An 18704-nucleotide genomic window follows, 5' to 3' on the forward strand; every position below is an offset into this window, starting at 1 on the left:
TAGGCCGACGGTCTGGTCACGAGTCCAGGGTATCTCGTTTGCTACTGTACCGTCCGGACGGTACAGTAAGCGGCATGCGAAAGGACGAGCTTTTGGACGCGGCGGAGGAGCTCCTCTGCGACCAGGGTTCGACCGCGCTCACCCTGGCCGCGGTGGCGGACCGGGCGGGCGTCAGCAAGGGCGGCCTGCTCTATCACTACGCCTCCAAGGAAGCCCTGATCAAGGGCATGGTGGAGCGCCTGATCGACGACTTCGACGAGCTCATGGCCGCCCAGCCCGACCAGACCTACACCGGTCGCTACCTGGGCGCGACCCTGGCCTCCGTACGGTCGGGCAGGTTGCGACGATGGGCGGTCGTCACCGGAGCGTCGGGCAACCTGTTCCTGCTCGCGCCGCTGCGCGAGGCGATGACCCGATGGCATCGCGAGGAGCTGGGCGAGGAGCCCGACCCGGTGGCGGCGCAGATCGTGCGACTGGCGTGTGAGGGGCTCTGGGACGTGGCGAGCCACGATCCGGAGCTCAACACGGAAGACGATCTCCAGGCTCTGGAGGGCCGCCTCAGGGCGCTGCTCAAACCTCCCGCCTGAGCCGTCCTCGGCCGCCCGGCTCCCCGGACGGCCGGCCCTCGCCCGGATCTCCACGCGAAGTCCGAGCCCGGATCTCCCGCGCGAAGCCCCGAACCCGGCCCGCCCGGAACCCCGAGCCGGCCCTCCGCCCGGATCATCCGCCCTGATCATCCGCCCTGTTCATCCGGGCGGGCTCCCCGATCCGGCCCTCGCGCGGATCCTTCCGAGCCGCGCCGAACCCCGGCCCCTGCTCACGGCCCTCTCCCGGGCCGATCGAGCCGGGGTCTTCCCCCTGCGGTGAGCGAGCCCGCTCACCCTCCCCTGCCCGGACGCCCGCGCGTCCGGACCGCTGAAGACAACGAACTTTGTGAGAGGTGTGGCCCTATGACCCGCGAGCTGAGGGGCGCCCGTTACGGGGCGGTCCTCACCTTTGTCCTTGCCGGCCTGATGGTGGGCACGATGACCGTGCGCATCCCTGCCCTGACCGACAAGCTGGCCCTGTCCGAGGCCATGGTCGGGACGATCCTGCTGGTGTGGGGCCTGGGCGCCCTGGTGACCATGCAGTCCATGCGGCGCGTCATGGCGCGCGCGGGCAGCAGGGCGGTTCTGCGGATCAGCGGCCCGCTGACGGCACTCAGCCTGGTGGCCGTGGCCCTCGCCCCCGACCTGCCGCTGCTGCTGGCGGCCGTGGCGCTCTTCGGCATGGCCTTCGGCGTCATGGACGTCGCCATGAACGCCCAGGGCTCCACCGTCGAACGGGCCCACGGCCGGCCGCTGATGAACGGCATGCACGCCGGCTGGTGCGTCGGCGCCATCTCCGCCGGGGCCCTGGGCAGCCTGGCCATCGCCGCCGGTCTGCCGTTCACCGCCAACGTGGCGCTGGTCGGCCTGGTCGCGCTGCCCGTGGCCGTGCTGATCGGCCGTACACACCTGCCCGAGCCCCCGTCCACCGGCACGGAGCCGGCGGGCCGGCGCCGCATGCCGCCGGTCGTCTACCTGCTCGGCGCGATCATGTTCTTCGCGTTCATGGTCGAGGGCACGGTCGCTGACTGGAACGGCCTCTACATGCGTAACGAGCTCGGCGCCCCCGAGGCCCTGGCGGCGCTCGGCTACCCCGTCTTCGAGACCGGCATGCTGGCCGCCCGGCTGACCGGCGACCGCCTGCGGGCCAGGTTCGGGGTGCGCGGCATGCTGACCGTCTCCGGGGTGGCGACGGCCGGGTTCTTCGCGGTCGTGCTGGTCGCGCCCGCGGCGCTGGTGGCGGTGGCGGCGATGTTCTTCGTCGGCCTGGGCGTGGCGACGATCTCGCCTCTGACTCTGTCGCTGGCCGGCACCGCGACGCGCACCCCGGGGCCGGCGATCGCCCAGGCCGGGGCCATGGGGTACGCGGGCCTGCTGCTCGGGCCCGTGGTGATCGGATTCCTGTCGGACGCCACCTCCCTGCGCACCGCGCTCGGCGTCGCGGTCGTCCTGGGCGTGCTGATCGCGCTGGCCTCCCGCCTGCTCCCGCGCGAGGAGCCCGCTCCGGCCACCCCGCTGCCCGTCAGGGAACCCGCCGAAGCCGCCGCCTGAGTGGCAGGCTCGTACGGTGAGCCTTGATCGCAGCGTGCCCTTCGACGTCGAGGCGTACGTGGCCCGGGTGAAGTCGAGCCCCTGCTTCATCTGCGCCATCGTCGCCGGAGACCCCGCCTACACCACCGAGCAGATCGTCTACGAGGACGACCACCACCTGGCCTTCCTGGCCCGCTACCCCACCATGCCCGGCTACCTGCTGGTGAGCCCCAAACGGCACATCGAGCACGTCGTGCGCGACCTCGGCGAGGACGCCTACCTCGAGCTCATGCGGGTGGTCAGGAAGGTGGCGCTGGCCGTGGAGTCGGTGGTGCCGTCGGAGCGGACGTACGTGCTGTCGCTGGGCAGCCAGCAGGGCAACGCCCACCTGCACTGGCACGTGGCCCCGCTCCCGCCCGGCACGCCTTACGACGAGCAGCAGTATCACGCGCTCATGTCGGAGAACGGCACGATCCCGTGGACGCGGGAGCAGGCCGAGGAGCTGGCCGCCCGCCTCAGGAGGGCGCTGGAGTGACTGGGAGTTCTCTGTGGATCCCGGCGGGGGCGCCGCACGCCCGCACGTGGCGGCGCCCCCGCTCACAGAGAACTCACAGATTCGCTCAGAACGCCTCCAACCAGGCACCGCAGGCTGGGTGGCATGATTCAGCTCAACGCACTGACCAAACGCTACGGTGACGTGGCCGCCGTGGACGATCTCACCGTCACCGTACGGCCCGGCCTCGTCACCGGTTTCCTCGGTCCGAACGGCGCGGGCAAGACCACGACCCTGCGCATGATCCTCGGCCTCGACCTGCCCACGTCGGGCTCGGCCACGGTCGACGGCCGCCCGCACCACGAGCTGCCGAGCCCGTTGCGCGTGATCGGGTCGCTGCTGGAGGCGCAGGCCGTGCATCCGCAGCGCACCCCGTACAAGCACCTGCTCTATCTGGCGCAGAGCAACTCCATCCCGGCCGGCCGGGTCACCGAGGTGCTCGACCTGGTCGGGCTCGCCGACGTGGCGGGCAGGAAGGCGGGCGGGTTCTCGCTGGGCATGAGCCAGCGGCTGGGCCTGGCCGCCGCGCTGCTCGGCGACCCGCCGGTGGTGGTGCTCGACGAGCCGGTCAACGGCCTCGATCCCGAAGGGGTCCGGTGGATCCGCGCGCTGATCCGCGCTCTGGCCGCGGAGGGGCGTACGGTGCTGGTCTCCAGCCACCTGATGAGCGAGATGGCGGTGACCGCCGACCGGCTGGTGATCATCGGGAAGGGCCGGCTCATCGCCGAGGGGGAGATCGGCGAGTTCACCCAGACCGGCTCGACCGTGCTCCTGCGTACGCCGGAGACCGCCGCCTTCTCCCGGCGGCTGGAGTTGTCGGGGGCGCACGTGCAGCCGGGTGACGACGACGAGCTGCTGGTCACCGGCATGACCGCGCCCGACGTGGGCCGTCTCGCGGCTGCGGAGGGCGTGGCGTTGTTCGAGCTCACCCAGCGGCGGGTGTCTCTCGAGGACACGTTCATGGAGCTCACCCGCGACAGCGTCGAGTACGGTGCGGCCCGATGATCGATGCCGGGATCCTCAGGGCGGAGTGGACGAAGTTCAGCAGCATCAGGGCCACGATGGTGCTGGCGGCGGCGAGCGTCGCCGTCGCGGCGGCGCTCGGGTGGTTGTTCGGCAACGCCACCGCCGCGGACTACGCGGCGGCCACGGCGCAGGAGCGGCTCGACTTCGAGCCGCTGGAGCAGAGCATGCGCGGGCTGTACATCGTGCAGCTGCTGATCGCGGCGCTGGGCGTGCTGGTCGCCTCGTCGGAGTACGGAGCGGGCACCATGCGGGCCAGCCTGGCCGCCGTGGGCAGGCGCGGCCACCTGCTCGCCGCCAAGGCGGGGCTGACGGTGCTGACTACGTTGCCGGTGAGCGTGGCGGCGGTGTGGCTGATGTACGTGACCAGCCAGAGCACGCTGGCTGCGGGCGGGGCGCCGTACCTGACGCCGGGGCAGCCGGCGGTGCTGCGGATGTTGCTGACCGGGCCGCTCGTGCTGACGGCGCTGGCGTTGTTCGGGCTGGCGCTGGGTTTCCTGCTGCGCGGCACGGCCCCCGCCGTCAACGTCAGCACCACCTTCCTGCTGCTCCCCATGCTCGCCTCGGTCGCGCCCGACTTCGTGAGCGGCTTCCTCAGCGTCTACTGGCCCAACGCGGCCGCCTTCGGGGCTGCCCTGGGGACGGCGCCGTTGCCGGCGTGGGCGGGGTTCGGGCTGCCGGCCGGGTTCGTGGCGGCCATGCTGGCCGCGGCGTTCGTACACTTCAGGAGCCACGATGCCTGACCGGCGACGGTAGGAGGTGCGTCACGTGGGCGAACGGCTGCTCGTGGTCGACGACGAGCCGACGGTCAAGGAGTTGTTGTCGGCGACGCTGCGCTTCGCCGGTTTCACCGTGACCTCGGCGGAGACGGGCGCGCAGGCGCTGGAGGCGGCCAGGCGCGATCCGCCCGACCTGGTGCTGCTCGACGTGATGCTGCCCGACCTGGACGGCTTCGAGGTCATCCGCAGGTTACGCGGCCTGCCCAGAGCCGGCGGCCGGCCCGGCCCCGTGCCGGTGTTGTTCCTGACGGCCCGCGACACCGCGGCCGACAAGATCAACGGGCTCCGGCTGGGCGGCGACGACTACGTGACCAAGCCGTTCGACCTGGAGGAGTTGCTGGCCCGCATCAGAGCCATCCTCCGGCGTACGGGCGTGATCGCCGACGACCGCACCCTCGTCGTCGGCGATCTCGAAGTGGATCCCGACGGCCACCAGGTGACCAGGGCGGGGCGGCCCGTACGCCTGTCGCCGACGGAGTTCAGGCTGCTGCACCACCTGGTGCTCAACACGGGGCGGGTGCTGCCGAAACCGGAGATCCTGCAGCAGGTGTGGCGCTACGACTTCGCCGGCGACACCAGCATCGTCGACACCTATGTCAGCTACCTGCGCCGCAAGCTCGACACCGGCGGACCGAAGCTGATCCACACCGTGCACGGCGTCGGCTACGTGCTGCGCGAGCCGAAACGATGATCGGGCGGCTGTCGTTACGCGCCCGGCTGCTGGCCATCGTGGTCGCGCTGCTCGTCGCCGGCCTGGTGGCGATGAGCTCGATCGTGGTGGGGCAGCTGAGACGGCAACTTGTGGGCCGCGTCGACGCGCAGCTCGTCCCGATCAGTCTGGTGATCTCCGCCATCCCGCCCGGCCACGTCGACACGATCCAGCGGGAGCTCGCCGGATCGCCGCTCGGCTTCTTGCGGTCCGACCTGGCTGAGCAGGGCATCGAGCGGCTCGATCTGATGTTGAAGGGTCTCGGGCAGCTCGACCTGACCGAGACGGGTTACGCGGTCTACCTGTCGGCCGACGGCGCCGTGACCCGCAAGCTGGGCCAGGCGGAGGGTCCCGGGCCGGCCCGGCTGAACGCCGCCGTCGCGACGGCCCGCGCGGGCGAGCCGTTCACGGTGGCCGGCGTGGACGGCGCGGAGTGGCGGGTGGTGGTGCGGCCGTACGCCGCCGCGGGTGGGGACGGCTCCTCCACCGTCGTGATGGCCGCGTCGCTCGACGAGACGAACGCGACGGTCGGCAGGGTCAGGCTCGCCTGCCTGGTCGGGGGGTCGATGTTGCTGGCCGTGCTGGCGCTGGCGGGCGGCTTCGCGACCAGGGCGGGGCTCGCCCCGCTGCGCCGCGTGGAGGAGACCGCGGCGGCCATCGCCGGCGGCGACCTGACCAGGCGCGTTCCCGAGCCCGCCGCCCCGAACACGGAGCTCGGGCGGCTGGCGCGCTCGCTCAACACGATGCTCGCCCAGATCGAGCAGGGGGTCGCGGCGAAGGTGGACTCCGAGGCCCGCATGCGCCGGTTCGTCGCGGACGTCAGTCACGAGTTGCGCACTCCGCTGTTCGGCATCAAGGGCTTCTCGGAGTTGTACCGCATGGGCGGCACGGAGGCCGGGCCGGCGCTGGCCCGCATCGAGGCCGAGTCGGGACGGCTGGCCCGGCTGGTGGAGGACCTGCTGCTGCTCGCCGGGCTCGACGAGGCCGACGGCCCCGCGCTCGACCTCACCCCGATGGACCTGCGCACCCTTGCCGCCGACGCCCGGCACGACTTCGCCGCGCTCGACCCGTCCAGGCCCATCGCCTTCACCGGGCCGGACGGAGGGGCGGCGGCGAGCGCTCCCGTGCTGGGCGACGAGGCGCGGCTGCGGCAGGTGGTCAGCAACCTCGTCGGCAACGCCGTCACCCACACGCCTCCGGGCACGCCGGTCAGGATCGGCGTCGGCACAGAGGCGGGCGCACACGGGGTCGAGGCGGTGCTGGTCATCTCGGACGAGGGTCCCGGGCTGGCGGCCGAGGAGGTGGAGCGGGTGTTCGACCGCTTCTACCGGGCGGACGGCTCGCGGGCGCGGGCGACCGGCGGGGCGGGGCTCGGGCTGGCCATCGTCCGCTCCATCGTCACCGCCCACGGGGGCCGCGTGGAGGTGCGTTCCGCGCCCGGCGAGGGAGCGGCCTTCCACGTACGTCTCCCCGCCCTTCGCGGGCGGTGATCCCGCGAAAGGGGGCGGCGCCGCGTCGCGCGGCGCCGCCCCCTTGAGCCCTACTTGCGCTTGGTGACCTCTTCGGTGAGCTGCGGGACGACCTGGTGCAGGTCGCCGACGACGCCGTAGTCGGCCAGCTCGAAGATCGGCGCCTCCGGGTCCTTGTTGATCGCGACGATGGTCTTCGCGGTCTGCATGCCCGCCCGGTGCTGGATCGCGCCCGAGATGCCGGCCGCGATGTAGAGCTGCGGCGACACCGTCTTGCCCGTCTGCCCCACCTGGAACTGGTGCGGGTACCAGCCGGCGTCGGTGGCTGCGCGGGAGGCGCCGACGGCGGCGCCGAGCGCGTCGGCCAGGCCCTCGATGACCGAGAAGTTCTCGGCCGAGCCCACGCCGCGCCCGCCGGAGACGACGATCGCGGCCTCCGTCAGCTCGGGCCTGGCGCCCTTCTCCTGCTTGACCCGCTCGACGACGCGGGCCGATCTGGCGGCGTCGGTCAGCGCGACCGCCACCTCCTCCTCGGCTCCGGCGCCCTGGGCGGCCTCGGGAGCGGTGGAGTTGGGGCGTACGGCGACGATGGGCGTGCCCCTGCGCACCCGGGAGTGCACGTTGACGCCGCCGCCGAAGATGGACTGGTCGGCCACGAAGCCCTCGCCCAGGCCCACGGCGTCGGTGATGACGCCGGAGTCGGTCTTGACGGCCAGCCGGCCGGCGACCTCCTTGCCTTCGGCCGTGGCGGCCACGAGCACGGCGGCGGGCGACTTGGCGGACACGAGCTGGGCCAGCAGTTCGGCCTTGGGCGCCACCACGTGGTCGACGATGTCGCTCGAACCTGCGACGTAGATCGTCTCCGCGCCGTATTCGGCGAGCCTGGCCTTGGCCTCGGGCGTGATGCCCGGGCCCGCCCAGACGGCCGCGGGGGTGCCCAGCGAGCGGGCCAGGGTCAGCAGCTCCAGCGTGACCTTCTTGACCTCGCCTTCGACCTGCTCGACGAGAACGAGAATTTCCGACATATCAGGTGTTCTCTCCCGTGCTCAGATGAACTTCTTGGAGGCCAGGAACTCGGCGGCCTTCGCGCCGCCGTCGCCCTCGTCCTTGACGATCGTGCCGGCGGCGCGCGGCGGCGCGGCGGCGAAGTCGACGACCTCGGACCAGGCGGCGGCCAGGCCGACCTGGGAGGGATCGATGGAGGCGTCGGCGATGGCCAGCGTCTCGACCGGCTTCTTCTTGGCCGCCATGATGCCCTTGAACGACGGGTAGCGCGGCTCGTTGATCTTCTCGACCACGGACACGACGGCCGGCAGCGTGGCCTCGACCCGGTCGTAGCCGTAGTCGGTGAGGCGCTGGATCGTGATCGACGTGCCGTCGACGTCGACCTTGTTGGCCAGCGTCAGCTGCGCCACGCCGAGGCGCTCCGCCAGCATGGCGGCGAGCACGCCGGTGCGCGCGTCGGTGGACTCGGAGCCCAGGACGACGACATCGAAACCGATCTTGTTGAGCGCCTGCGCCATCGCGTACGACGTGGACAGCGCGTCGGAGCCGTGGAGCGCGTCGTCGCTGAGGTGGACGGCCTTGTCGGCTCCCATGGCCAGCGCCTTGCGGATGGTCTCGGTGGCCTTGCCGGGGCCCATGGTGAGCACGGTCACCTCGCCACCGTGGGCTTCCTTGAGCTTCAGTGCCTCCTCGACCGCGTATTCGTCGAGCTCGTTGACCACGCCGTCGGCGGCGTCGCGGTCGAGCGTGTTGTCATCGGACCGCAGCTTGCGCTCGGTCGCCGTGTCGGGGACCTGCTTCACGCAGACGACGATGTTCATGGCCGGTGGCCGACCTCCCGTGTTCGCGTGCGCCACCGCCTCGCTGCGGTGGGCGCCGAATGCAATGCTGTCCAGACTGCCAGGTGCCCGCCGGGCTCCCGACAGAGGGTGTGCCATGGTCTGGCGTTATGTTACCCATGAGTAGTCGGTGTGCAACCGCCCGGGTGGGGGCGGCCGGCGGAAGGGTCCCGCCGGCACCACCATACCGAACTTCATTCTGTTGCTGCCTCCCACCCCTTCGCGGCGGGGATCACGCCGACAGCAGGAACACGATCCCCACCACCAGGGCCGTGCCCGCGAACAAGGCCAGGGTGAACGTGCTGAACACCGCCGCCAGCCCGAAACAGAGCCCGACCGTGCCCGCCACACTGACCATATCCGTGACGACGCGGCGGCGCCGGTAGAGGGCGCGCGAGAAGAGCGCCACCCCGGCGTCGGACACCACACCCAGCGCGTACGCGGCCAGCAGGAAGAGCGCCACCTCGGGCAGCGTCTCCTGGGCGGCGGCGGCCAGCAGCCCCACGAACAGCCCGGAACCGATCACCCACCGCCTGCGCACCTTCTCCCTGTGCCGCGCCCTCGACTCCTCCACCGGGCGTCGGCGGCGCTCCTTGCCCGGCCGCCACTCCCTCGTGCTCGTGTCTTCGGCGTCCGAACGCGGGCGTGCGGGCTGGGCGAAGGCACGGGGCACGTGGGAGACGGGCGCCACGTCGAGCCTGGCACAGATCTGCGCGGCCGTCGGCCGCGCAGCGGGATCGGTGGACAGGCACTCCGCTAACAGCGGCTCCAGCCAGCCGGGCACGCCCTCCAGGTCGGGCTCGTGGTGCACGACCCGGTAGGCGACCGCCGACGCGGGGCCCTGCCCGTACGGCTGTCGCCCGGTCACCGCGTAGGCCAGCGTCGCCCCGAAGGAGAACACGTCGGCCTCAGGGCCCGCGTTCTTGCCCTCCAGCACCTCGGGAGCAAGGTAGCCGGGCGTGCCCACCACCGCGCCCGAGGCCGTGACGGACAACGAGTCGAGGGCGCTGGCGATGCCGAAGTCGATGACGACCGGCTCGCCTTCGGCCATCATCACGTTGGCCGGTTTGAGATCGCGGTGCACCACGCCCGACTCGTGCATGGCGAGCAGCGCGTCGGCCAGCCCGCAGGCCAGCCGGCGGAGGTCGGCGACGGGCACGGGCACCGCGCTGAGCGGCCTGCCCTGGACGTAGCGGGTCACCAGGTAGGGGCGGGCGCCCTCAAGGGAGGCGTCCAGCACCTCGGCCACGTGCGGCCCGCCGACCCTGCGCATGGTCTCCACCTCGCGCGCGAGCCTGGCCAGCGCGCCGCCGTCGGCCGCGACATGCGGATGCAGCACCTTGACGGCGACCGTGCGGCCCTCCGCGTCGAGCGCGAGGTGCACCTCGCCGAACCCACCGGCCCCGAGCCGGGAGAGGAGCTCATACGGACCGAGCCTGTCGCCCATACTTCTTCTCTCCCCTCGAGAGCCCGCGGGGACACTCAGTTCCAGGGAGTCAGGAACCCCAGCCCGAGCCCGTCGAGCAAGCTGTCGATCATCCCCGTGATCAGGCCGACCGTGGTCTGCCTGGCGTCGCTCGCCAGGTCCTCGATCACGGTCTCCGGCGCCCGCCACGGTGTCCACACCGCGTCCTGGCCCAGCGCGAACATCACCGCGAACAACGCCGCCGTGCCCATCAGCACGACCGCGACCAGCGCGGCTCCCGGGCTGCGCAGCACGCCGGTGAGCGTGCGGGTGACGGCCTTGCGCGGCGCGCCGCCGCCGGGCAACACGAACAGGCCCGCCGCGAACGCGCCCGCGGCGTAGGACGCCGCCACGTTGACGCTCATCTGGCCGACCCAGTGGAGCAGCCCCCAGACGCACACGCCGAACAGCAGCGCCAGCGGCACATGCACCGCCGACACGAGCGCGGACTTGACCAGCGCCCACGGCGTGCCCACCACCACGAGCCACGGGTCGGCCGCGCTGCTCCCCCGCACCTGGCGCCGCTTGACCAGGTCGCCGAAGAGGTATTCGCCGATGCGCAGCACCAGCACGATCGCCACGGCGATCGCGCCCACCATGACCGGCATCATCACGGTCAGCGCCACCAGGGTGACGAGCATGAGCAGCCCCACGAACTGGCTGCCGAAAAGATATTTCCTCCGCTCGGACGGCGGGGTGTACTTCCGCGGCTCGGGCGGCGGCGTGTAGGGCCTGGCCTGCGCCGGAGCGGTGGGCCGTGGCGCGGCGTAGCCCGCCACGTGCTGGTCGGCACGCGGCACGGGGGGCCTGGCCGAGACCGGCGCGGGCACGTAGGGCGGTGGCCGCTCGTCACGCCGTGGCGGCGCCTCCTCACGCCGCTGGGGCACCGGTGGCGCGCCGTAGTCGACCGGCGGCAGCAGATCGGAGAACGTGTCCATGGTCCGGGTGCGGTCGCCCATGCGCTTGGTGCCCGTGGGGCCGTCGAAGGAGGCCTCGTTGAACGCGGTCACCGACGGGTCGAGCGCCTTGGCCATCCGCAGCAGCTCGTGCGCGTCAGGCCGGGCTGACGGGTCGACCTGCAGCGCGCGGGTGAGCCAGCCGCGCAGCCACGCGGGCGCCTTGTCGATCTGCGCCCGCCCTTCCATGATGTTGAAGCAGACCGCCTCGAACGTGCCCGTGCCGAACGGCGGCGCCCCCGTCGCGGCGAAGAACACCGTCGAGGCCATCGCGTGCACGTCGGCCGCCTGGGTGATCTCGGAGTCGCGGATGATCTCGGGCGCGAGATAGCCGGGCGTGCCGACGAACATGCCGGTCTGGGTGAGCCTGGTGGCGTTCACCAGGTGGGCGATGCCGAAGTCGATGACCAGCGGCTCGCCGTCGACGAGCATCACGTTGGACGGCTTGAAGTCGCGGTGGATCACGTCGGCCGCGTGGATGGCCACCAGCGCCCTGCACAGCCCCTGGGCGAGCCTGATGAGGTCGCGTGCCTCCAGGGGGCCCTCGGCCAGGACGGTGTCCTCCAGCGTGCGGCCGGGCGCGAAGCGGGTGACGACATAGGGCTGGCCGCCGACGAGTTCGGCGTCGATCACCTCGGCCACGTGCGGGCTGCGCACCCGGCGCATGGTCTCGACCTCGCGGGTCAGCCGGTCGCGTGCCTTGAGGTCGGCGGCCACGTGCGGATGGAGCACCTTGATCGCGACCTCGCGGCCGTCACCGTCGAGACCGAGGTGGACGACCCCCATCCCGCCTTCGCCGATCTTCCTGACCAGCCGGTAAGGGCCGAGGCGCTCTGGTGCCTGGGTGTTCATCGCCACCTTCCCCGCGTCATCCTCCTGAATTCCCCCTCAGACTTTCGAGCTGCTTGACCACTGGATCGACGTTCAGCGGAGTCCATACGGCCCCCCTTGGCTTGTCCCCGAACGTGCCGTAAGCGAGGATCAGCGAGAGCGCGGCGCCTGCCGCGAGCACTCCGGCCATCACCATCGCCGCTGTTCTCGAGGGTACGAGCGATGAGAGCGTTCTGCGCATCTGCCTGCCTGGCCCTTCCACCCCCGGACCCGCGCAGACGGTCCACAGGGCGATCGCGGCGCCCCACGCCAGGGCGTAGGACGGTTCCATCCTGGCGACCACGGTGAGCAACAACGTCACCGGCAATCCCAGGATGACGGCATAAAGCAGCAGAGCGAGCGTGATGCCCGCCGATTTGGCGAGTTCTTTGGGGTAGGAGAGCACCCTGACGACGTCGAGCGCCGCCGCGCCCGCGGCACGGCGCGCCATCAGCGCGGGCTGCGCCAGGTCGGCCGCCCGCAGCAACACCGCGACCGGGATCGCGAGGACCGCCACCAGCACGGGCGCGAGCACGGCCGCCACGATCATGAGGACGAGCAGCATGGCGCTCGCCACGCCGTAGGCCCTGGAACGCTGCAGCACGTTGCCAGGGGACACGGCCGGGATGAAGGGCTCACGCTTCGTGGGGCCGGGCTGGTAGTGCTGCTGCGCCGGGATGTAGGGCGGCGGCTGCGCCGGCGTCGGCGCCGGCCTGGCGTAGTCGTGGCCGGGCCCGGACCGGCCAGGACCTGCCGCTCCACTGGGCCCTCCAGCGGGCCCTCCAGCGGGACCCGTACCGGGCCTGGCGTCGGCGGGCGAGCCGGCGGCGAGCCTGCGAAACTCGGGAGAGTCGGGCCGCACCCGCCTGGTGGGCACGTCGGCCTCGCCCGGCGGCGCGTTGTGGGCGCCCGGCTGCGCCTGCCAGGGCTGCGACGCCCCGGTCTCACGCTGGATCCTGCGCAGCTCCTCCGGCGACACCCTGCGGGTCGGCCAGGGGTCGGGCTGGTTGGGCAGGAGCGAGACGTACTGCTGATCCTGCGGTGGCGGGGTGACCGGGTGGTCCTGGCTCTCGAGCAGCCGCCGCGGCGTCACCGGCGGCGTGGACACGTCGTGGGGCGGCTTGTCGGCCGCGGGCCGCGGGACCGGAAGGCCGGCCGGCGACGTGCCGGGCCGCGGCACGGTGGACAGCTCGTCGGGCGCGCCGCCCCGCGGCGGCTGGGGCATCATCCTGGCGGTCTGCTCGGCCAGGTCGGCCGCCTTGGGGCGCTTGGCCGGATTGCGCTGGAAAGCCGCCTTGAGCAGCGGCTGCAACGTCGCCGGGGCCGCGCTGATGTCGGCCTTGCCCGCCGTGATGTTGTAGAAGACCATCTCCAGCGTGCCCTTGCCGAAGGGCGGCTGGCCGGTCGCGGCGTACAGCAGCGTGCCCGCCCACGCGTGGATGTCGACCTCGGGGCCGGCCTCCTGGCCCTCGATGATCTCTGGCGCGAGATAGCCGGGGGTGCCGATGAACATGCCGGTCTGCGTCAGCCGGGTCGCGTCGACCGCCTGCGCGATGCCGAAGTCGATCAGCACGGGCTCGCCGTCGAGGATCAGCACGTTGCCCGGCTTGAGGTCGCGGTGGATCACCCCCACCGAGTGCACGACGGCCAGCGCCGAGGCCACCCCGTGCGCGACCTTGACCAGCGCGGGCAGGTCGAGCGGCCCGTCGTCCTTGACGATCTCGTCGAGGGGACGGCCGGGCACGTAGCGGGTGACGATGTAGGGGCGACGCCCGGTCACGTCGGCGTCGAGCACCTCGGCGATGTAGTTGCTCCGCACCCTGCGCATGGTCTCGACCTCGCGCGAAAGCCGCCGCCTGGCGACCTCGTCGCCGGCGACCTCCCCGCGCAGGACCTTGACCGCCACCTGGCGCCCCTGCGGGTCGGCGGCGAGGTGGACAACGCCCATCCCGCCTTCACCGAGCCGCCTGAGCAACCGGTAAGGGCCAAGTCGGTCATCGTTCATGGCATGAAGCACCATATCGGCTTAGTCACCGCCCACGAGATGAACCATGAGGCCACATTCCCACTCGTACAACGTCCGGAAAGGGCTCATCGGTTTCCCATCCAACGGTCTCGAATCGGCTTCGGTTTCTGTCAGCCGGCCAGCGAGAGAACCTCGGCCCCCTTCAGCCCGGCCAGCCCTGCCCCGGAGACGGCCAGCTTCGACCTGCGCACACCGCTTCCGATCACCACCCTCGGGTGCTCCGCGACGTGCGTGTCCACGAGGATCGGCCAGTCATCCGGCAGCCCCAGTGGCGTGATGCCGCCGTATTCCATGCCGGTCAGCTCGACCGCGTCGGCCATCGGCGCGAAACTCGCCTTCCTGGCGTCGAGATGCCTGCGCACGACGCCGTTCACGTCCGCCCGCATCGTCGCGAGCACCATGCATGCGGCGTAGCGGATCTCACCGCCTCGTCTGGCGGCCACGACCACGCAGTTGGCCGACTCGTCGAGGCGCACGGCGTAGCGCTCGCAGAACGCCGTCGTGTCGGCCAGATCGGGGTCGATCTCGGCCACCTCGGCATCCTCCACGTGCGGAACGGCCCGCGCCACCGGATCGGCCAGGAGGTCGATCCGTTCGGTCGCGGGCACCCAGTGCAAGCTCATCCCATCTCCTCGATCGCTTCTCCTTGGACCCTAACCCGGGCGTCGGAGCAGCGTGCGACGTCACGGAGACTGCAGCACCCGCTGGTGCAGCAGCGTGACGGCGCCGCGGGCGGACTCCATGGCCCCCGCCTGCCAGGCGATCAGATGGGTGAGCCAGTCGCCCGCGAAGTAAACCCTTCCGGCGGGGCGTTGCAGAAAAGTGAAGGACGAATCAAAGGACGGCCAGCGCACCCAGCCGCCCTGGATGTGCTCCTGGCGCTCCCACGCGATGGAGACGCTGGACAGGAGGTTCTGGCGGTACTTCTCGCCGTGGATCTTCTTGCCCTGGGTGAGCGCCCTGCGCCTGCGGTCGTCGGGGGTGAGGGCCCCGTACAGCTCGGCGTCGCGCTCGGCGTTGTAGTAGCCGACCAGGAGGCCGCGTTCGGCGTGGTAGTCGTGGGACGGATACCAGATGTGGGTGATGTCGAGGTCCGTCTCCGTCACGCCGCCGTAGATGTGGTCGTCCAGCTCCCACCAGCGCCGGCCGTACTCCAGGCCGATCTTTCCCGCGGCGACCGGGACGGGCGCCTTGAGCGCCGTGGTGACCTGGGCTCCGAGATTGTGCGGGATCTTGGCGAGGATGTGCGGCGGGAGGGCGGCGATGCAGTAGTCGGCCTTGACGCTGCCGCCGGTCCAGACGACCTCGACGCCGTCGTCCAGCGAGGTGATCTTGGTGACCTTGGCGCCGGTCGTGATGTTGTCCTCGCCCACCGCCTCCACCAGCCTGGTGACGATCGCGTCCATGCCGCCGACGGGCTGGAACATGGGGGTGGCCTGGTCGAAGCCGAAGTTGTTGGTGATGGCGCGGCCGGTGCCCGCGGCGAGGATCTCGTGGAGGGAGCCGGGGGCGTCCAGGAGGACACCACCATCTATTGCCGGAAATTTCGTGAAACCGCGGCGCGACGAGCCTTCATATTCCAGCCGCGGGCCCAGGTCACCGAACCTTCTGAGGAAATCGAGCAGGCGTTCCTGGTCGTCCTTGGTGATGGCCTTATCCAGCGCACCGACATTTGTGGCTTTCGCCAGCATTTCCGCGACATATCCATACATGTCGGCTCGGGCGGTCCGTGCCCGCATCGTCCGCCCGTTGGTGTGCACGTACGCGGCGGCGTTGTCGTTGATGAAGGTCTCGATCGGGATGCCCAGCTCGCGACAGTAGTCGAGGGTCACCATCCACGGCGCGATCCTGGCGGGGCCCGCGTTGAAGTAGACGCCCTCGCCGAGCGTCACCTCCTGCGCCGGGCCGTTCAGCTCGCTGAGGCGGTCGCCGCCGCGCAGCGTGAGGTTCCGCCCGCCGGCCTTCTCCCTGGCCTCCAGCAGCGTGCAGTCGTAACCGGCCTTGCCCAGCTCGTACGCCGCCGTCAGCCCCGCCACCCCCGCGCCGATGATCACGACCCTGGCCGTGCCCTTGCCGCGCAGGGTGAAGTCGCCCGGCCTGGGCGCCACGTAGTCCTTGGACTGCTCCGAGGGCGCCAGCCCCAACGCGCCCATGGCCGCGTACATGGCGCCCGCGCCGCCCACCGCGCCGATCCCGACGAGCAGCCCGCGCCGGGTCAGCGCCGCGCCTTCCACGTCACCCGCCCCCTACACCCGGTCCCGGGCGTTCACCGTCATCCCCACGCCCTGTCACCCGTACGGTCCGCTGCCGCAGGCGACCTGGCCGCCGATGGTGGCGAAGATGCCGAACAGCGCCATGATCTGGGTGAAGTCGTCGGTGGTGAACTCGGTGTGACGCGACCCCGCGGACTTCACACCGGGGATGAGCGCCACAGCGGCGGCGATGGCGGTGGAGTTCCACTCCACCCCAAGCGTGTACGGCGCCGCCACCTCATACGGCGTGAAGTCGCTCAACCTGCCGAGCGCCCGCGCCGTGGCCTCACGGATCCTTGCCTGGGCGACGCTCGGCGGCAGCAGCTCGGCCGAGAACTTGTCGATCCCCTTCTTCACCGCGACCGTCTCGACGTCGCCGAGCAGCGCGCGTGCCTCCTCGCCGACGGCCTCGTCCCCCGTCACCACCGCCACCGGCACCCCGTGGAACCCGGCGCACGCGGCGACGAGCCGGGTCTCCCCGCACAGCTCGCCGTTGAGGTGGACGTTCTGGATCTCCTTGCCCATCCAGGTGTGGTTCAGCACGCCGTCCTGCACGCCGGCGCGGGCGTGGTAGCCCACGAAGCAGGCGGCCTGGAACGACCCGTCGAGCCCCTGCGCCATCCGCTGTGCCTTGCCCGGTCCACGGATGAGACTGGCCCGGGGATCGAGCAGGTCGATCCGGAGGTTCTTGGTGGACCCGTGGGCGTCGTTGACCAGCACGCTCGCCGCCCCGGCGTCGAACGCGCCCTCGACGGCGGCGTTGGCGTCGGCGGTCATCAGCTCGCAGCCGCGCTCGTAGCCGCGTTTGCCCGCGTGCATCTCCTCGGGGTCCGTCAGCCCCGTCACGCCCTCCATGTCCACCGACAGATAGACCTTCACGTGCCCTGCTCCTTCATCGCTCCAAGCCCGCCCGGTGTTCAGGCGCCCCAAGTCTCCACCCGGCGCACCTCATCCTCCGTCATGAGCCCCACGTTCGCCTCGATGTACGCGGCCGCCTCGGGCCGCCACGGGGCAGGGATCTCGTCGAGGGCCGGCGGGTAGCAGTGGTCCAGCCAGCTCGTGGACTCCTCCGTGGCGTCGAAGTAGTCGAGCACCCCGGCGAAGAGGGTGTGCTCGATCCCGGGGACGCGCGCCAGCCCGTACTCGACCATCTCCTGGCCGCCGTAGGGCGGCTTCTTGAGCCACGGCTGTGCGGCGCGGTGCCTTGCGGTCATGGGGGTGTCGAGCGGCCGGCGCTCGACGGCGGCCTGGATGAGCTCCTTGTAGAGGCACTTGCCGCAGTTACGGCACGGCCCGTCGGTGCCGCGCAGGCACCAGCGCACGTACTTCTTCAGATCGGAGTCGAGGGCCAGGCGCATGGTGACCGCCTCGCTCACGCCCCCCACGGGCAGCACGATGTGCACGCCCGCCGCCGCGAATAATTTGCCCCATCTGCCGTTCGGCGCCCACATGGGGTTGTCCGGCGTGTAGCGCAACACGTAGCGATCCCCGCCGAGCCAGCGTGAACCGAGTTCATAGCCGAATGCCAGGCCGCCGAGGTTCAGCTGGTCGGCCAGGAGCAGCGCGCCCACCGCCACCGCGTGGTGCTCCGGATAGCCGGGACGCGGCTCGGCGAGGGTGTACTCCAGGTCGGAGGTGACCGTGGACAGCTCGCGGCCCGTCCGCTCGGCGAGCCTGGCCAGCACGTCGGACCGGTAGTGGGGCCAGCGGTTGGGGACCCGCCGGTGCGGCACGCGCCGGAAGTGCACGAACGGCGCCTCCGGATACATGGCGGCCGCCGCGACGGAGTCCGCGCCGCCGCTGTACGAGATCGCGAGCCTGGCCCCCGGCCGGCGCGGCTCCGCCCCCACGGGGCCCGCCTCGATCCCCCAGCCGGCGTGCAGGGCCTCGGCCAGCTCCGCCGACACGGCCCGGTCGAAGGAGACGCGCCGGCGGGTCCACGGCGCCACGACCGTCCAGGCGGCGAGGGCGAAGAGGTCGGGGTGGGCGTCGTCGGGGACGCCTCCGACGGAGCAGGAGTTGGTGGCGAGCTTGATGGGGTGCTCGTCGGACGCCTTGCCGGTGATCTCGTCGTCCGGGTCGAGGCGGAACGTCAGCTCCGCGCCGGTCCAGGTCACGCGCACGGCTGCTCCTCGGAACGCCCCCGTGCCGGCTCGTCCGCCCGGTCCGCCGCGCGGGCGTCTCCCCCGGGCAGGCGGGTACGCAGGTCGTCGATGGCCTGCCAGACGAGGACCTCGTTCTGCAGCACGCCGTCCAGCGCCTTGGCCGTCTCCTGGGCGAGCCGGTGGGCGTCGTCGGCCTTGCCGCCGAGCTTGTCGATCTTGCTGTCGACCGTGCCGCCGCCGGCCGACGGCGGGCGCGCGTTCCGCAGCCGCTCGACCTCGCCCTGGAGGGTCGCCATCTCGCGCCGCAGGGTCTGGACCTCCCAGAGCGCGTCCCTGATGTCCTGGCGATGATCGGCGATGGAGATGTAACGGGAGTCGAACCACGTACGCACGGCTTTGCGCAGCCGGACAGGGACGGGAACGCGCATCATGAAACGCCACGATAGTGGCAATCCACAGCCCGGACGGACGAAGCTACCGAGGGGTTATCAGAGTCCCTCGAAAGCTCCGTCCAGTTTGCGGTGACATGTCCAGAA

The 18704-nt window shown here is 71.6% G+C and carries 17 protein-coding genes; 7 read left to right on the top strand and 10 right to left on the bottom strand.

Annotation, left to right across the window (positions count from 1 at the left end; all coding sequences use genetic code 11):
- The first annotated feature begins 74 nt into the window (after positions 1–74).
- The 7 genes from ACZ6SA_RS29960 to ACZ6SA_RS29990 all read left to right on the top strand — a co-directional run bounded on the left by ACZ6SA_RS29960 (position 75) and on the right by ACZ6SA_RS29990 (position 6671).
- Positions 75–587, top strand: a complete 513-nt coding sequence (locus ACZ6SA_RS29960) for a TetR/AcrR family transcriptional regulator (protein WP_347618462.1) — start codon at positions 75–77, stop codon at positions 585–587.
- 363 nt (positions 588–950) lie between these two features.
- A complete protein-coding gene (locus ACZ6SA_RS29965) occupies positions 951–2138 on the top strand; it encodes an MFS transporter (protein ID WP_465831832.1) in 1188 nt (395 codons plus the stop codon).
- A gap of 16 nt (positions 2139–2154) precedes the next feature.
- Positions 2155–2652 (top strand): HIT family protein, encoded by a 498-nt coding sequence (locus ACZ6SA_RS29970; RefSeq protein ID WP_347645419.1) that lies wholly within the window; start codon positions 2155–2157, stop codon positions 2650–2652.
- 123 nt (positions 2653–2775) lie between these two features.
- A complete protein-coding gene (locus tag ACZ6SA_RS29975; protein ID WP_465831835.1) occupies positions 2776–3675 on the top strand; it encodes an ATP-binding cassette domain-containing protein in 900 nt (299 codons plus the stop codon).
- Positions 3672–4436 (top strand): hypothetical protein, encoded by a 765-nt coding sequence (locus ACZ6SA_RS29980; protein WP_465831837.1) that lies wholly within the window; start codon positions 3672–3674, stop codon positions 4434–4436. Before ACZ6SA_RS29975 ends, ACZ6SA_RS29980 begins: the two co-directional genes overlap by 4 nt.
- Before the next feature lie 25 nt (positions 4437–4461).
- Positions 4462–5163 carry a response regulator transcription factor gene (locus ACZ6SA_RS29985; RefSeq protein WP_347645422.1) on the top strand — a complete coding sequence of 234 codons (702 nt, stop codon included), beginning with the start codon at positions 4462–4464 and terminating at the stop codon, positions 5161–5163.
- The gene (locus tag ACZ6SA_RS29990) at positions 5160–6671 is read left to right on the top strand and encodes a sensor histidine kinase (RefSeq protein ID WP_465831839.1); all 1512 of its coding nucleotides are present in this window, start codon (positions 5160–5162) and stop codon (positions 6669–6671) included. Before ACZ6SA_RS29985 ends, ACZ6SA_RS29990 begins: the two co-directional genes overlap by 4 nt.
- 50 nt (positions 6672–6721) lie before the next feature.
- Here ACZ6SA_RS29990 and ACZ6SA_RS29995 read toward each other — a convergent pair whose 3' ends face one another.
- The 10 genes from ACZ6SA_RS29995 to ACZ6SA_RS30040 all read right to left on the bottom strand — a co-directional run bounded on the left by ACZ6SA_RS29995 (position 6722) and on the right by ACZ6SA_RS30040 (position 18599).
- Positions 6722–7675 (bottom strand): electron transfer flavoprotein subunit alpha/FixB family protein, encoded by a 954-nt coding sequence (locus ACZ6SA_RS29995; RefSeq protein WP_443154832.1) that lies wholly within the window; start codon positions 7673–7675, stop codon positions 6722–6724.
- A 21-nt stretch (positions 7676–7696) separates the two neighbouring features.
- The gene (locus ACZ6SA_RS30000) at positions 7697–8476 is read right to left on the bottom strand and encodes an electron transfer flavoprotein subunit beta/FixA family protein (protein WP_347645425.1); all 780 of its coding nucleotides are present in this window, start codon (positions 8474–8476) and stop codon (positions 7697–7699) included.
- 250 nt (positions 8477–8726) lie between these two features.
- A complete protein-coding gene (locus tag ACZ6SA_RS30005) occupies positions 8727–9941 on the bottom strand; it encodes a serine/threonine-protein kinase (RefSeq protein WP_465831842.1) in 1215 nt (404 codons plus the stop codon).
- Between the two features lie 35 nt (positions 9942–9976).
- Positions 9977–11767: a serine/threonine-protein kinase gene (locus ACZ6SA_RS30010; protein WP_465831844.1), complete on the bottom strand. Its 1791-nt coding sequence runs from the start codon at positions 11765–11767 to the stop codon at positions 9977–9979.
- A 16-nt stretch (positions 11768–11783) separates the two neighbouring features.
- The gene (locus ACZ6SA_RS30015; RefSeq protein ID WP_465831846.1) at positions 11784–13790 is read right to left on the bottom strand and encodes a serine/threonine-protein kinase; all 2007 of its coding nucleotides are present in this window, start codon (positions 13788–13790) and stop codon (positions 11784–11786) included.
- Positions 13791–13921: 131 nt separating this feature from the next.
- Complete coding sequence (locus ACZ6SA_RS30020) at positions 13922–14434, bottom strand: YbaK/EbsC family protein (protein ID WP_347645429.1); 513 nt, start codon at positions 14432–14434, stop codon at positions 13922–13924.
- Positions 14435–14494: 60 nt separating this feature from the next.
- A complete protein-coding gene (locus tag ACZ6SA_RS30025) occupies positions 14495–16045 on the bottom strand; it encodes a flavin monoamine oxidase family protein (RefSeq protein WP_347645430.1) in 1551 nt (516 codons plus the stop codon).
- 54 nt (positions 16046–16099) lie between these two features.
- Positions 16100–16942, bottom strand: a complete 843-nt coding sequence (locus ACZ6SA_RS30030; RefSeq protein ID WP_347645431.1) for a M55 family metallopeptidase — start codon at positions 16940–16942, stop codon at positions 16100–16102.
- Positions 16943–16980: 38 nt separating this feature from the next.
- Positions 16981–18186, bottom strand: a complete 1206-nt coding sequence (locus ACZ6SA_RS30035) for a DUF6395 domain-containing protein (protein ID WP_465831849.1) — start codon at positions 18184–18186, stop codon at positions 16981–16983.
- Positions 18177–18599 (bottom strand): hypothetical protein, encoded by a 423-nt coding sequence (locus tag ACZ6SA_RS30040; RefSeq protein ID WP_347645433.1) that lies wholly within the window; start codon positions 18597–18599, stop codon positions 18177–18179. Before ACZ6SA_RS30040 ends, ACZ6SA_RS30035 begins: the two co-directional genes overlap by 10 nt.
- Between the last annotated feature and the right edge of the window lie 105 nt (positions 18600–18704).

The organism is Nonomuraea sp. NPDC049378 (assembly GCF_055586745.1).